This is a genomic window from Bacillus sp. AFS031507 (genome assembly GCF_002584635.1).
Taxonomy (GTDB): domain Bacteria; phylum Bacillota; class Bacilli; order Bacillales; family Cytobacillaceae; genus Neobacillus.
In genome coordinates this window covers 162,418-176,454 of sequence record NZ_NUOW01000025.1, presented here as the reverse complement: position 1 = coordinate 176,454, position 14,037 = coordinate 162,418, and the positions used below count along the sequence as shown (strand labels likewise).

Below are 14,037 nucleotides of genomic sequence, written 5' to 3'. Positions count from 1 at the left end.
GTTCAAAATGAATATCAAAAGCGGTAGGTTTTAAATCAATGGAGTTATCTAGGAGTAGAACGAAATAGGAATATATAAATCGCAGGTATTTTTCTAACATCACTGGTATCCTCTCCAACAAGGACCACTAATATAGTAAATAAAAATAAGCCAACAAATACTAGATTCGTTCATACTCTAGTATTTGATAGCTTATATATGCTACGCCTCAATTTAAAAAAAATGTATTAACAAGTAATTTGCAAACATGTTTTCCTAATTCAGGTAGGAAAACATGTTATAGTTTAAAGTACCTTGCTTAAAAACGCCTTGGTTCTTTCATGCTGAGGGTTACTGAATAACTCATTCGGTTCATTTTCTTCAACAATGTAGCCTCCGTCCATGAAGATGACCCGATCGCCGACTTCCCTGGCAAAGCCCATTTCATGAGTAACAACAACCATTGTCATACCTTCTAGTGCCAGCTGTTTCATTACTTCTAAAACATCACCAACCATTTCAGGGTCAAGTGCGGATGTCGGCTCGTCAAATAGCATAATTTTTGGATTCATGGCGAGTGCCCTTGCAATCGCAACCCGTTGTTTTTGCCCCCCAGATAGTTCCCCTGGAAAGCTATTGGCTTTTTCTCTTAGACCCACTTTATCTAATAGATCAAATGCCAATTTTTCAGCAGCTGCTTTATCTATAGCGTGAATTTTAATCGGTCCCATGGTGATGTTCTCTAATACACTTTTATGAGGAAACAGATTAAATTGCTGAAACACCATTCCTACTTCTTGTCTTACTTTGTTAATATTGATTTTTGGGTCTGTTATATCCTGTCCGTTAATAACTACCTCTCCACCCGAAATTTCTTCAAGGCGATTTAAGCAACGGAGGAACGTACTCTTACCTGAGCCAGATGGACCAATAACACAAACTACTTCTTTTTCTTTAACTTCTGCATTGATATCTTTTAATACCTCAACATTACCAAACGATTTTCGTAAGTTTTTAACTGTAATCATGCTCATCTAAGCTGAATCCTCCTTTCGATGAAATTAGCAAGCATGGTTAATAAATAAATAATAATAAAGTAAATGATACCAACAGCCAGCCAAATCTTAAATGCTTCAAAAGTGGCAGAAGCCTGAATTTGTCCTTGCTGTGTTAAATCTGCAATCCCAATTACAGATAAAAGAGACGTATCCTTTAAACTTATAATGGATTGGTTTGTAATCGTAGGAAGCATTCTTCTAAAGGCCTGAGGAAGCACCACATATCGCATGGTTTGTGAGCCTGTAAAACCAATTGATCTTGCTGCTTCTGTTTGTCCTTTATCAATTGATTGAATTCCCGCTCTGATAATCTCAGCAAAATATGCACCCGCATTAATGGCAACAGTGATGATCCCAGCAGTAGTGCTATTTAGGGACACCACTTGTAGAGAATTCACACCAAAATAGATAAAAAATAATTGCACAATAAATGGTGTTCCACGAATGGCATCAACATAAACCTTAGCAATCCAGTTCAAGATCTTGAGCGGTGCTAATCGAAATAACGCTATTACTAAACCTATTAAAAATCCTAGAATAATTGCTATAACAAATATATATAGAGTCACTTGAAGACCTTTTAATAACATTGGCAGTGCTGCAGAAATAATATCCATCCTGTTCATCCCCTTTCAAAAAGAAAGCGCGCATTAAGCGCGCTTAATCATTTCGTATCCTTTATTCACCTAGATACGTTTTAATAATTTTATCATACGTACCATCTTTCTTTAACTCAGCAAGACCATTGTTAATTTTTTTCAAAAGATCTGCGTTTTGTCCTTTTAGAACAGCAATTCCATATTGATCTCCATTTAAGCGCTCACCGACGATTTTTAATCCAAGGTCTTTTTGAGCAATTGCATAAGAAATTACAGGATAATCTTCAATAAGTGCATCTGCATTTCCGTTAGATACTTCTTGGAACATGGCAGGACTATCATTAAATTGAACAACAGTAATTCCTAATTTCGCAGCATTATCTTGTGCATATTTTGCACCAGTTGTACCTTTTTTAACAGCAACTTTTTTGCCTTTAAGGTTTTCGACTGATTTAATACTTGTATTATCTTTTTTAACAACGACTGTTAACCCTGCATCAAAATATGGTGTTGAGAAATCTACCACCTTTTTTCTTTCATCCGTAATGCTCATTCCTGCAATGGCCACATCTAGCTGATTTGCTTGCATTGCTGGGATGATACCACCGAAATCCATTGGAGAAAGTTCGATTTTAAAGTCTTGGTTTTTCGCAATTGCATTGATTAACTCAATATCAATTCCCTTATAATCGTTTCCTTCTTTAAATTCAAACGGCGGGTAAGTTGTATCAACACCAACTTTATATACTTTTCCACCTTTTTCTTTCTCGTCTGCTGTGTCTTTGCTTCCACAAGCAGCGATAAAGATTGAAAGGATTAATAACAAACTTAATAGACCTAACTTTTTCATTTCATTCTCCCCTTAATTTTCAGATTGTTCTCACTTGCTGAATATAGCAAATTTACTTATTTAATATATCACATATAGTTAACAGAAAAAAGGGATTAAACTATATGAATATACAAAAAAATTTAATAATACACATAATATAATAATATTGATTTTTATGATTTATTGAAATAATAGAGATTTGGATTAAACAAATCAATACTATTAATACTTTTATTTTATCCATTCTTTAAGAATGCATTCATTAAAGGAAAAATTTACATTTCATTTTTTAATCAATTTATATTTCAATATTAAATATCCTATAACTTTTCCTCACTTTTATCCACAAGACAAAACCACTTGGAATATAGATACCACGTGGTTTTGGTTATAATTTCACCTATTAATTGACATCCTCGAATTCTCTTGCAATCCTTTCAATTGCTTCCTGAATTAGTGGTCGAGGGGACGGGATACAAATTCTTTGCCATTGTAACCCTTCTTTACCAAACATCTTCCCATCTTCTAGTAGAACATTTGCTTTATTATAAATCCGATCATGGACTTCTTCAGGCGAGAGTCCATAATCACTAAAATCCATCCACAAGATATAGGTTCCCTCTGGGATTCTCACCTTAACTTTTGGCATTTTCTCCGCTAAGAATTGGACTGCCCATTCCATTGTCCCATCGATATATTCCTTTAATTGTTCTAACCAATCTTCGCCCTCATTGTAAACGGCGATCAGTGCAGAAACGGTAAAAGGTGAGGGTAAATGCATCCCCATAACAGTATTAAAGGTTTTTCTAAGTTCAGGATTTGAGATGATTACATTTGTACAATGAAGCCCTGCAACATTGAATGTTTTATTGATGGCAGTAAAAGTAATAATTCGATCACCATGGTCGGTAGCTTTTGTAATTGGAATAAAGGTTTGATTACAGCGTACTAAATCTCCATGAATTTCGTCAGCAACGATGATGACATCATTTTCCGCACAAATATCGGCTAATTTCCTTAGTTCTTCCCGAGTAAACACTCTGCCAGTTGGATTATGAGGGTTACATAGGATGAACATTTTCGTCGTATCTTCTTTTGCCTTCGCTTCAAAATCCTCGAAATCGATTTGATAATAGCCTTCGCTATTCGATTTAAGTGCATTATTCCGAACTTTTCGTCCGTTGGCTTCAATCGCCGAAGTAAACGGAGGATAAACCGGTCGTTGGATAATGATTCCATCTCCCGGATCGGTTAATGCTTTGACTGCAACATTCAAGGCATGGACAGTTCCTGGACTAAAGCTGATTTCTTCCTGCGGAATATCCCAATCATGTCTCTTTTTAAACCAATGCTGGATGGCTTCAAAATACTCTTTTGGAAAGATGGTATATCCGAAAATCCGGTGATCGACCGTCTTATGTAAGGCATCTACTAACGGCTGGGGTACAGGTAAATCCATATCAGCTGTAAACAATGGAATCGTCTCATCGTCATATCGTTCCGTCAGACCAATCTGTTTAATTAACTCCCCGCCATCCCATTTGATTGAATAGGTTCCTCTTCGGTTGACAATTTCATCAAAGTTATATTTCATTTACATCCACCTTTCAATTTTTACATGTGAATGATTCACATGTAAAAATTTTATTGATTACTCCAATTATAACGATTAAAAGAAATGATTGAAAATTTGGGTAGCTAAATTTTTCAAAAATGTAGGCGATGACACTAAAAAAAGAGCAGGTCCAGTATATGAACCTCGCTCTTTAATGCGCGTTAATCCTTCAAAACCTCGTTATTTTATTGGTCCGTTCCGATTAAAATGGGAATTGATTTGACCTATAATCATCTTATGTTTTTCCCGTTTCGCTAAATCCCTCCGAATTTCAAGTGTTTGTACCCCTTCTTCTATTTTTTCCGCAATTTCAATCAGTCTTTCAATATCCGCAAATGAATACTTACGGGTCCCATTTGGGGTTCTATCTGGAAAAATTAGCTTCCGCGTTTCATAATAATGAATTTGTCTGCTGGAAAGACCTGTTAATTCTGTCACAATTCCTATGGTGATAACCTTTTGATCACGATAGGATGGGTTTTCGTTTCCCAAAATACCACCTGCCAATTTTGTTTTAGTTTATTTGAAAAAATATGAATTTTAAAACAATTATCATGTTATATATTCTAACATAAGATGTAATACACTGAAACAAGAAATTCCTTTCTTACAAAAATATTCATTTCAAGCTAATTCTACTATTATTTTAAAAATATTTAGCTTAAAAATGTAAGCGGATTCAGTTTTACACTTATTTAACACGGTAAAATCGTATAACTTTAGATTTGATAATTATGAGCAGATTATTAAAGATTTTGTTGAGCGCTTACACAAATAGTTCCTTTTTGATATACTACTATAATCTTGATTCATCAAAAAAATTGCTAACTTTCAACTGACTTGTCGTGATTCCCCTGGTTTTTTTATTAATTTTCGATTCCAATATTTTCTGAATTGTTGACTCTTTAAAAATTCTATGTCACTTTAAAAATATATTCTTACTTTCAGATACAAAAGGAGAACTCAATAACGATGAAAAGAAAAATACTTGCCTATAATTTTGAATTCTCTGAGACCCTAGATCGTTTAAGAGATAGTTTTGACATTGAAATTTTTGAGGGGATAAATCCCAAAACAGACCCGGCTTTTTTACAATCTCTAAAAGCAGCTGAAGGTATTGTCGGTCTAGCCCTTCCTGTCGATCAAGAATTACTGAATCAAGCTCCGAATTTAAAAATTGTATCTAATAACTCAACTGGATTTAATAACCTTTCCATTGATGAAATGACAAAACACGGTGTTATGGGAACAAATACACCCGGTGTACTTGAAGATACTACCGCTGATGCGATTTTCGGGCTACTTCTTGCGGCGGCTAGACGTATCCCTGAATTGGACCAGTTCGTGAAAGTCGGAAATTGGAAGCAGCATTTAACTAGAAATGAATATGCCATTGATGTTCATCATAAAACCTTAGGAATTATTGGGATGGGAAAAATCGGGGCATTAATTGCGAAGCGAGGGCATTTAGGCTTTGATATGAATATTCTTTACCACAATCGCACGCGCAACCTGGAGGCTGAGGAAAAATATCACGCTGTCTATACAGAGCTTGACCGCTTACTTATGGAAAGTGATTTTGTTTGTTTAATGACACCGCTCACACCTGAAACAGAAAATTTAATGGGGGCACGGGAATTTAATTTGATGCAAAAGTCTGCTATTTTCGTGAATGGTTCTCGCGGAAAAACAGTTGATGAAAAGGCACTAATTGAAGCATTAAGAGCGAACGAGATTCACGGAGCGGCATTAGACGTTTTCCAAAGTGAGCCAGTCAAAGCGGACCATCCGCTTCTCAAATTTCCAAATGTGGTGACAACTCCGCATATCGGGTCATCCACTTTCGAAACGGAATTTAAAATGGCCAAGCTTGCGGTCGAGAATTTACTAGCAGGACTAACGGGAAGACGCCCAAGGAACCTGATTAATCCCGAAGTACTGAATTAATATTACGAAGGAGTTAAACACTTGAATTCACCGAAAAGTATTGTTGAAAAACTAAATTTGAATAAATATCGACGGAAGCTTGTTCTGCAGAAACCGGAAGATTTGGATGACTTTCATGAATTAGACTATGACTCATCTATTAATAACGATAAATATGATCTTATATTTATGTTCGTTTTTAGTTTAGAGGAATTTTCGCGGCAACTTCAATCTGTAATTGCAAACCAATTACTCGAGAAAAATGGTTATGTGTACTTTGCCTATCCAAAGAAGAATAATCCAAAATATAAAGAATACATTGAACGCGACAGCTTGTTAAACGTATTTGCTATGGATGATGATGGATATACGCTTGACAGTGATATAAAGTTTTCTAGAATGGTCAGTCTAAACGATGTTTTTACAGTGGTGGGCTTAAAGTATGCCCCAAAAAAGACAAAAAAGGCTGACAGCAGTAAATCTAGCCAATGTGTGGATGACTATATTGTTCATGTGGATGATATTAAACAGTACTTAAACAAAAATGAGGACCTATTGGGAGCTTTTAATCAATTAACTTTTGGATATCAAAAGGATTGGGCCCGTTATGTCTATAGTGCGAAAAGAAAAGAAACTCAAGAAAAGCGTTTGTTAGAAATGGAGACGGTTCTTGGAGAAGGATATAAATCAATGGAATTATATCGAAGGAAGCAGAAATAGTCAGTGGATGTAAATTCAAAACTATCCCGTCTATCTAATTAGATAGACGGGATCGTTTTATTAAGAGGGCAAGAGCAAATTTTATCACAAGTAAGCAGAAGGTTGTCTAAATTTTTTATACAATCAGCTCCTATCAGTTCTATTCCCCACTTTCTTCCTATATTACTTATTAATATCATCAAAATATTATGACATAGCCATCATTTTTCAAAAAAAACCTAAATATCATTCCCCCCAAGCATATTACTTATACATTTTATCTAGATTGGGTACAATTCTAATAGAAATGGAGGAAATATCATGGTTCGTTTACTTGCGATTATCTCATTTATACTTTTATTTTATTTTTCATTGCCAGTTATTGATAAACAGATGGGGAAAAACGATATAGAAAAAAAGATTGATTCTGTTCAATCTGAAATGAATATAAAAGATAGCTCAGCAGTATTAGAAACACTTAATAGTTTTTATGAAAAGGTTCAACAATTAGTTGGGCAGCTTGGCTTTCAGGCAGGTGAACTTCCACTCACTAAACAACAGCCGCAACCACAAAAAGAAAAAGTAGAATTAAATATCCCTACTAACCAAGTATTTTCAGTTAATAATATAGAACTTGGTAATCTAAAAGAAGATATTGATCATAATTTAGGCAAGGCAAATCGGTCATCACTTAATGAATATGGGACGAATTGGTACGCCTATCACGAAAATTACCATGATTTTTTTATGGTTATGTATGATGAAAACAACAAAGCAGCAGGATTATACACGAACCAAGATTTAATTGCATCCACTAAAGGAATCCAACTAGGAAGTTCCAAGATAGATGTTCGCGCAAAACTAGGTGAACCTATCACCAATATCCAAAAAGGATTGACAGTTTATCAATTACAGGAAAATAGTGACTATGATGTGTTCTTGCTTGAGGGAACTTACGTAACTATCTTTTATGATAAACATGAAAATAATACGGTAACAGCGATACAATTAATCAGTAAAGACTTTGAGCAGAAGAAAACAGGCTTTTACACCAAAGCCAATTCAGCGTTAAAAGAAGGTTTTGAATATCAATTATTCGATTTGACCAATGCAGCACGAGTCAATCATCGGCTTACAGTTCTAACATGGGATGAGCATGTTAGAGGAACAGCCCGTAAACATAGCACCGATATGGCGGTCCATCAGTATTTTGATCACACCAATCTGAAAGGACAATCACCGTTCGACCGGATGAAAGAGGATGATATCAGTTTTCATATGGCTGGGGAAAACCTTGCCTATGGACAATTTAGCAGCATCTTCGCCCATGAAGGTTTAATGAACTCCCTCGGACATCGTGAAAATATTTTGCGGAAGGGTTACGAGTTTTTAGGAGTAGGCGTAGCTTTTAATGACGAATCGCAGCCCTACTATACAGAAAACTTTTTTGCGAAGTAGTACGGCCAAGGGGTTATTATTCAGAACACTAATAAATCCACAAAACCCCATGTTTTGTGGATTTTACTTTTACGATGGAAAAATGAGGAACATCTCGTATAGTTATTGTACGGTTTCAGTTTCCTAGTTTTTGATCCAATAAGGACAAGGTTTTCCCGATAGACTCTTGAATAACATATGTATTACTGTTAGTATCATAAGGAGTTTCTCCTATATTAATAATAATTAGTGGAACGCCTTGCCTTCTGTATTGGGGGAAAGTGGAGAATGGCATTACTTTTAGACTCGTCCCTAATACCAACACACAATCCGCAACATCTATCATATGTAAGATCGCATCAAATCCCTCTACAGTAAACCACTTGCCTGTATCACCAAATAAAACGACATCCGGTTTTATAAAACGTTCGCTTTTATCGCTGGTATCACAATGGTCACAGATATAGAATTCATCGATGGTATCGAGACGATTTTCCATCTCTTCTGTCGAATAGCTTTTACCGCAATGCAAGCAAGTTGCTGTTTTTATGGTTCCATGGAATTCTATGACATTCTTATTGCCCGCTTTTTGATGAAGTCCATCAATATTTTGGGTAATGATATGAGAAACCTTCCCATCTTTTTCCCACTTCGCCAAAATCTTGTGCCCTACATTCGGCACAGCATCCGGATGGTAAAGATTTTCGAATGCAAATTGATAAAACTCCCTTGGACTTCGATAAAAATAATCCAAGGAAAGGATATATTCCGGTGCAAGTTGATAAACCCCAGACCTTGAACGAAAATCTTTTATGCCAGATTCTGTACTAATCCCCGCTCCAGTTAGCACAACGATGTTTTTTGCATTTTTAATGTGGCTTGTACAGGTTTCAATCAGTTTGTTTTCCATCGATTCCTTCTCCTTTAAATACGCTGTTAGGGCAACAATAATAATACTTAGTTTATAGGAAAAAACAATTCCTAGTCACATGTCAAGTATAGTATTTACAAATCAGGATATATTTCATAAAAAAACTGCCCCCAAGTTAAACTAATGGGACAGCCTTTATAAATGGTGCCTGTCCCTCACTACTTTACAACTTTAAGCACGCGAGGTAGGCCATAATAGATGCTATGCAAATGCACGTAATTTTTTATTTTTTTTCATATGCAAAGGTTTATGAGTGTAATAGATTTTTGCTAGTGCATGATTATCACAAAGTGAACATTTAATTTGATAAGAAGCTTTGCTAATATGGGGAGTTTCTAAGAAGGTTAATATTTCTTTCATATGTTTATCACAGGCCCACATGATCTCACCCCGAATTCATATATTTCTTTAACTAAGCTTACTAAATGGTAGAGACTTCTTTCTGGAGTTTATCAGGCTTTCTTTTCTTCACGACTTCTGTAAATGCATCTTCCCAAGAAATCGAAATATCTCCATTTGTCACAAATGTTTGACACCCGAGGCGATATCCTTCTTTTAACCACTCTTCACCTAATTTTCTTCTTTCTTGTACTTTGACTTTATCTAGGAATTCAGCGCCTTCTTCCGCCTTAAAAACGCAGCTGCCGCAAATTCCCCCGCCACATCGGTTTGGGAGTTCTCCATCGTAACGAAGGGACATCCTCAAGATATTCGAATCCTCTGGTACCTCTAATTGTTTATTGCTGTTAATGAAATTTATTTTTGGCATGCCTCGTATCCTCCCTAAAATTAATCTTCTTGGTATACAATATACCATAATTATAATTTTCAGACAATACAAATATTTTAATTATTTATTTTAAAAAAAAGATAAATATAAGACCACATCGTGAAGTCGGTGTGGTCATTAACATAGATGATAGCTCGCTATGAGATCTTTCATTGGTATTTTTCAAGTCGACACTAATTTTTCTTTTTTATAAAGCTTTTCTTTAATATTTTCAATATAAGTGATATACGCCTTTTTCGAGTTTTCAATATGAATTCTCATTAAGTACTCTGCCATTTCCGCTTCTTTATCGCGCAAGGCTTTCATGATATCAATATGTTCCCTTAAGGATTCTTTTCTTCTGCCTGGTGTCTCATATCCCATATTTGCAGCCATATGTATATAGTCAATCAGACCAGAGAGAATCTCAAACAGTTTGGGGCTTTTCGATGCCTTATTAATCAGACGATTCATTTGTATATGTTCAAGATTAAAGTTTTCTTCGGCTTGATCTCTTAACAACATCAGTTCTTCGATCTTTTGATCCAATTCTAGTTGCGTTTCTCTATCCATCCGCCCCGCAGCTAATTTAACGGCCAAAACTTCTAAAGAGGCAAGAATTGTAAATACTTCGATGACTTCACTCTCGGAAATATTGGAGACGACGACACCTTTTCGGGGAACCGTTTTTACAAAGCCTTGGGATTCCAATCGGAACAAAGCCTCCCGAATCGGTGTGCGGCTGATGCCTAATTTCCCGGCAAGTTCTCTTTCAATTAAACGATCGCCCGCTTTTAATTCGCCCTCCAGAATCATTTCCTTTAAATAATTATATGCATGTTCCCGAATCGATAAAAGATTGTTTTCCTCCCATCTTACGTCCATAAATTCCACCCGCTTATTTTTTATTATTTTCTAACATTCATTTTTACGAAAGAAATACTCCACCATAGATCAAGCAGCAAACAATTAGCAGGGATGGATGCATTTTTACTCTAATCAAAGCAAAATAACTAACCACAGCCAAAAAGACTAAATGAAAAACACCACTATTCTCATAAGCTGTTAAAAAGAATTGATAGGCCATCACAGCAAGTAAAATTGCAATAATTGGCTGTACTGACTTTGTCATAAGTGCTACTTTTGGAGAACCTTTAAATAGATTTACAAACTTAAAAAGTAAAATAACGGCGAGAGCAGAAGGAAGGATCGTTGCGATTAGAGCAATTACTGCACCAAGAATCCCCCCCACTTCATAACCAATATAACCGCCCATTTTGGTGGCAATTGGTCCTGGCAAGGCATTCCCAATCGCCAATACATCCCCAAACTCGGATAAACTCATCCAATGGTAATTGTTGACCACTTCATTTTGTATTAACGGAATGGTTGCAGGACCGCCGCCATATCCCAATAAATTAGCAATAAAAAACGCCCAAAAGATATGCAAATAGATCATGAACTTTTTTCCTTTCTCTGAAGAAGCACCTCAGCGGAAGCTTTTGCCGCTTTTTCTTTTCGATCCGCAATGATATAGGCAGTAATGAGAAATACCGCAATCAAGATGCCGGGATGCCAGTCAAGAAACTGGACAAATATTAAAGAAACGACCGATAGTGAGAGCATAATCGGAAAACCTAAGCCTTTACGTCCATTTTGGAAAAAACGATAAGCCATCTCCAAGAGCATAAATCCGATCACAGGCGTAACCCCTTGAACCATCCCACTAACAATTGATGATTCTTTAAACCTATAAAGCACACCCAATAAGGCGATCATGGCAATAATTGATGGTAAAATGTGAGTAAGAATAGCCACGGTCGCACCTAAATACCCCTTCACTTTATAACCGATGTACGCCGCCATTTTGGTAGCAATCGGCCCTGGCAAAGTATTGGCTAATGCCAGGATTTCAACAAATTCTTGTTCGTTCATCCATTTGTATTTTTTAACAGCTTCAAATTCAATCAGCGGTATCGTCGAGGGCCCGCCCCCATAACCGGTCACACCGGTGCGGGCAAATCCAATAGCTAACTCAACATATGCTTTCAGTTGACTCTCCCCCTTTTTATACCAATATAACATTCTGTCGCATATTTTAATAGAACCGAAGATTAAGATAGACCCCATTCTGCTAAAACAAATGCTTCGAATGAGGTCCTGTTATTATTATTTTTTTATATCGGCTTCGGTGATTACTTCATGTCCGGCACTTTCTATAAAGCTTTGCAATGCTTTCAAGGCTGCTGTTCCCACGGCCGTGTCTTGCTCGCCGTTTCCACCACTTACACCAATTCCACCTACGACTTCACCATTGACAACAATCGGGAACCCACCAACAAAAATGGCGAATTTCCCTGGAAGCATCTGTTGGATTCCAAAGGCTTCATTTCCAGGAAGCGCAGGTCCATTCGGCTCTTTGTTAAATAAATGGGTAGAGCGTTTATGGCCAGCAGCCGTATACGCTTTAGCAATCGAGATTTCAGGTCCCGTGATCCGCGCTCCATTCATACGTTCAAGCGCAAGCAGGTTGCCGCCATCATCGACAATAGCGATGGTTTCTAGAACATTGATCTCTTCTGATTTTTTCTTAGCTGCCTCAATCATTATCTTTGCTTCTTCTAGTTCTAATTTCAATACAGATTTCATGGATGTTCTCCTTTACCTAATGTATTATATTAATAGCCCATATAGACAGTTTTTAATTGCGTAAAGAACTCTAACCCCACTCTTCCGGATTCACGGAATGTAGAAGTACTTGATTTTTTCAGGCCTCCAAATGGTGCATTCATTAAGTTCCCTGTCGTTGTGCGGTTAACCTTGACTGTTCCTGCTTGGATATCCTTTGTAAATTGGTTGGCGATTTTGAGATTATTGGTAACAATCGAAGCGGATAACCCATACTCGACGTCATTCGCAACGGCGATGGCTTCTTCATATGTATCTACTTCAATCACAGCCACAACCGGTCCAAAGATTTCTTCTTTCGCAATCCGCGAATTAGCATTTACATTGGTAAAAATAGCTGGCTGAACATAGTATCCCTTTTCAAATTCTCCAGTCACTAATGGCTCACCGCCATATACTAATTCAGCACCATCTTCTTTTCCGTATTGGATATACTTTAAAACATTCTTCAACTGTCTTTCGTTGGCAAGCGGACCAATTTTCACGCCTGCTTCAAAACCATTACCTAATTTTAGTGCCCTGGTTTTTTCAACAAGTTTCTGAACAAATTCTTCTTTTATGTTTTTCAAGACGATGACACGGCTTGTTCCTGTACAAGCTTGCCCTGTTAACGAAAAGCCCCCGTTGACAGTCAAAGTGGCGGCTAGATTAAGATCAGCATCATCCATAACAATTAACGGATTCTTCCCGCCAAGTTCCATTTGCGTCCTGGTTGTAAAGCCTGCCTTTTTATGAATGTCTTCCCCAGCTGCGGTTGAACCTGTGAAAGTGACAGCCCTAACAGCAGGATGGGTTACCAGCAAGTCACCCACGTCTGAAGCTTTACCCGTAACAAAGTTAATCACGCCTTTAGGAATTCCTGCCTTATCTAGTGCTTCGACTAGACGATAAGCTATTAATGGAGTATCTGAGGAAGGTTTAAACACAACCGTATTCCCCGTGATTAAAGCGGGAGCGATTTTTCGGGCAGGAATAGAAAGTGGAAAGTTCCAAGGAGTTATGACACTCACCACTCCAAGCGGTTCTCTTTCCGTTGAAACTTTCATATTTGCATCATCATTTGGAAAGGTTTCCCCAGTAAAACTTTGTCCTTCTACGGCATAATAACGGAGCGTTTGAGCTGAACGTATGACTTCATTCTTGGCATCATCAACATGCTTTCCTTCTTCTCTTGTTAATTCTTCTGCCAAAGAATCTGCATTTTGTTCTAGGATACTCGCTGCTTGATTTAAGATAGCCGCACGCTTGGATGGAGCTGTTTGGGACCAGCTAGGAAAAGCATTCTTAGCCGCTTCAATCGCAATTTTAACATCCTGTTCGTTTGAAGCCTGGAATTCCCCAACAAGATCTTCAGTATTTGCAGGGTTCACACTAAAAAATGTTTTTCGGCTCCCCGATTCCTGCCATTCTCCATTTATATAGTTATTGAATGTCTCTACTTTTGTAGTTATCACAACTATCACCTTTTTTCATTTATTTGTTTCCATGGTTTTATAAAAAAATG

The 14,037-nt window shown here is 37.0% G+C and carries 15 protein-coding genes; 3 read left to right on the top strand and 12 right to left on the bottom strand.

Features of this window, described 5'->3' with window-relative positions:
* Positions 1–284: 284 nt before the first annotated feature.
* The 5 genes from COE25_RS22205 to COE25_RS22185 form a co-directional block, all read right to left on the bottom strand.
* A complete protein-coding gene (locus tag COE25_RS22205) occupies positions 285–1,013 on the bottom strand; it encodes an amino acid ABC transporter ATP-binding protein (protein ID WP_088087924.1) in 729 nt (242 codons plus the stop codon).
* Positions 1,010–1,654: an amino acid ABC transporter permease gene (locus COE25_RS22200; protein WP_088087925.1), complete on the bottom strand. Its 645-nt coding sequence runs from the start codon at positions 1,652–1,654 to the stop codon at positions 1,010–1,012. The genes COE25_RS22205 and COE25_RS22200 overlap by 4 nt, the downstream gene beginning before the upstream one ends.
* 61 nt (positions 1,655–1,715) lie before the next feature.
* On the bottom strand, positions 1,716–2,486 hold the full coding sequence (locus COE25_RS22195) for a transporter substrate-binding domain-containing protein (protein WP_088087926.1): 771 nt from the start codon (positions 2,484–2,486) through the stop codon (positions 1,716–1,718).
* Positions 2,487–2,871: 385 nt separating this feature from the next.
* Positions 2,872–4,062: a MalY/PatB family protein gene (locus tag COE25_RS22190; RefSeq protein WP_098934167.1), complete on the bottom strand. Its 1,191-nt coding sequence runs from the start codon at positions 4,060–4,062 to the stop codon at positions 2,872–2,874.
* Between the two features lie 201 nt (positions 4,063–4,263).
* Positions 4,264–4,575: a MerR family transcriptional regulator gene (locus COE25_RS22185; protein ID WP_088087928.1), complete on the bottom strand. Its 312-nt coding sequence runs from the start codon at positions 4,573–4,575 to the stop codon at positions 4,264–4,266.
* A 480-nt stretch (positions 4,576–5,055) separates the two neighbouring features.
* Here COE25_RS22185 and COE25_RS22180 point away from each other — a divergent pair, with 480 nt between their 5' ends.
* The 3 genes from COE25_RS22180 to COE25_RS22170 all read left to right on the top strand — a co-directional run bounded on the left by COE25_RS22180 (position 5,056) and on the right by COE25_RS22170 (position 8,166).
* Complete coding sequence (locus COE25_RS22180) at positions 5,056–6,030, top strand: 2-hydroxyacid dehydrogenase (RefSeq protein WP_088087929.1); 975 nt, start codon at positions 5,056–5,058, stop codon at positions 6,028–6,030.
* 21 nt (positions 6,031–6,051) lie between these two features.
* The gene (locus tag COE25_RS22175; RefSeq protein WP_098934166.1) at positions 6,052–6,729 is read left to right on the top strand and encodes a YdeI/OmpD-associated family protein; all 678 of its coding nucleotides are present in this window, start codon (positions 6,052–6,054) and stop codon (positions 6,727–6,729) included.
* 300 nt (positions 6,730–7,029) lie between these two features.
* Positions 7,030–8,166 carry a CAP domain-containing protein gene (locus COE25_RS22170; RefSeq protein WP_098934165.1) on the top strand — a complete coding sequence of 379 codons (1,137 nt, stop codon included), beginning with the start codon at positions 7,030–7,032 and terminating at the stop codon, positions 8,164–8,166.
* A 115-nt stretch (positions 8,167–8,281) separates the two neighbouring features.
* On the opposite strand, the gene COE25_RS22165 is transcribed toward COE25_RS22170, so the two are convergent.
* The 7 genes from COE25_RS22165 to COE25_RS22130 all read right to left on the bottom strand — a co-directional run bounded on the left by COE25_RS22165 (position 8,282) and on the right by COE25_RS22130 (position 13,987).
* The gene (locus COE25_RS22165) at positions 8,282–9,055 is read right to left on the bottom strand and encodes an NAD-dependent protein deacylase (RefSeq protein WP_098934164.1); all 774 of its coding nucleotides are present in this window, start codon (positions 9,053–9,055) and stop codon (positions 8,282–8,284) included.
* Positions 9,056–9,497: 442 nt separating this feature from the next.
* Positions 9,498–9,845, bottom strand: a complete 348-nt coding sequence (locus COE25_RS22155; RefSeq protein ID WP_098934162.1) for a 2Fe-2S iron-sulfur cluster-binding protein — start codon at positions 9,843–9,845, stop codon at positions 9,498–9,500.
* Between the two features lie 183 nt (positions 9,846–10,028).
* Entirely contained in the window at positions 10,029–10,730 is a 702-nt protein-coding gene (locus tag COE25_RS22150) for a GntR family transcriptional regulator (protein ID WP_098934161.1), read from the bottom strand.
* 43 nt (positions 10,731–10,773) lie between these two features.
* Positions 10,774–11,304, bottom strand: coding sequence for a chromate transporter (locus COE25_RS22145; RefSeq protein ID WP_098934160.1), 531 nt, complete (start codon positions 11,302–11,304; stop codon positions 10,774–10,776).
* On the bottom strand, positions 11,301–11,975 hold the full coding sequence (locus COE25_RS22140) for a chromate transporter (protein WP_256942397.1): 675 nt from the start codon (positions 11,973–11,975) through the stop codon (positions 11,301–11,303). Before COE25_RS22140 ends, COE25_RS22145 begins: the two co-directional genes overlap by 4 nt.
* Positions 11,976–12,014: 39 nt before the next feature.
* Positions 12,015–12,494 carry a GlcG/HbpS family heme-binding protein gene (locus COE25_RS22135; protein WP_098934159.1) on the bottom strand — a complete coding sequence of 160 codons (480 nt, stop codon included), beginning with the start codon at positions 12,492–12,494 and terminating at the stop codon, positions 12,015–12,017.
* 29 nt (positions 12,495–12,523) lie between these two features.
* The gene (locus COE25_RS22130) at positions 12,524–13,987 is read right to left on the bottom strand and encodes an aldehyde dehydrogenase family protein (RefSeq protein WP_218964337.1); all 1,464 of its coding nucleotides are present in this window, start codon (positions 13,985–13,987) and stop codon (positions 12,524–12,526) included.
* Between the last annotated feature and the right edge of the window lie 50 nt (positions 13,988–14,037).

Bases quoted from the DNA above. Each gene is read 5' to 3' on its own strand.
- COE25_RS22135 (WP_098934159.1), bottom strand. From the start codon at position 12,494: ATGAAATCTGTATTGAAATTAGAACTAGAAGAAGCAAAGATAATGATT.
- COE25_RS22170 (WP_098934165.1), top strand. From the start codon at position 7,030: ATGGTTCGTTTACTTGCGATTATCTCATTTATACTTTTATTTTATTTT.
- COE25_RS22200 (WP_088087925.1), bottom strand. From the start codon at position 1,654: ATGGATATTATTTCTGCAGCACTGCCAATGTTATTAAAAGGTCTTCAA.
- COE25_RS22155 (WP_098934162.1), bottom strand. From the start codon at position 9,845: ATGCCAAAAATAAATTTCATTAACAGCAATAAACAATTAGAGGTACCA.
- COE25_RS22145 (WP_098934160.1), bottom strand. From the start codon at position 11,304: ATGATCTATTTGCATATCTTTTGGGCGTTTTTTATTGCTAATTTATTG.
- COE25_RS22205 (WP_088087924.1), bottom strand. From the start codon at position 1,013: ATGAGCATGATTACAGTTAAAAACTTACGAAAATCGTTTGGTAATGTT.
- COE25_RS22140 (WP_256942397.1), bottom strand. From the start codon at position 11,975: ATGGGGTCTATCTTAATCTTCGGTTCTATTAAAATATGCGACAGAATG.
- COE25_RS22165 (WP_098934164.1), bottom strand. From the start codon at position 9,055: ATGGAAAACAAACTGATTGAAACCTGTACAAGCCACATTAAAAATGCA.
- COE25_RS22195 (WP_088087926.1), bottom strand. From the start codon at position 2,486: ATGAAAAAGTTAGGTCTATTAAGTTTGTTATTAATCCTTTCAATCTTT.
- COE25_RS22150 (WP_098934161.1), bottom strand. From the start codon at position 10,730: ATGGACGTAAGATGGGAGGAAAACAATCTTTTATCGATTCGGGAACAT.
- COE25_RS22180 (WP_088087929.1), top strand. From the start codon at position 5,056: ATGAAAAGAAAAATACTTGCCTATAATTTTGAATTCTCTGAGACCCTA.
- COE25_RS22190 (WP_098934167.1), bottom strand. From the start codon at position 4,062: ATGAAATATAACTTTGATGAAATTGTCAACCGAAGAGGAACCTATTCA.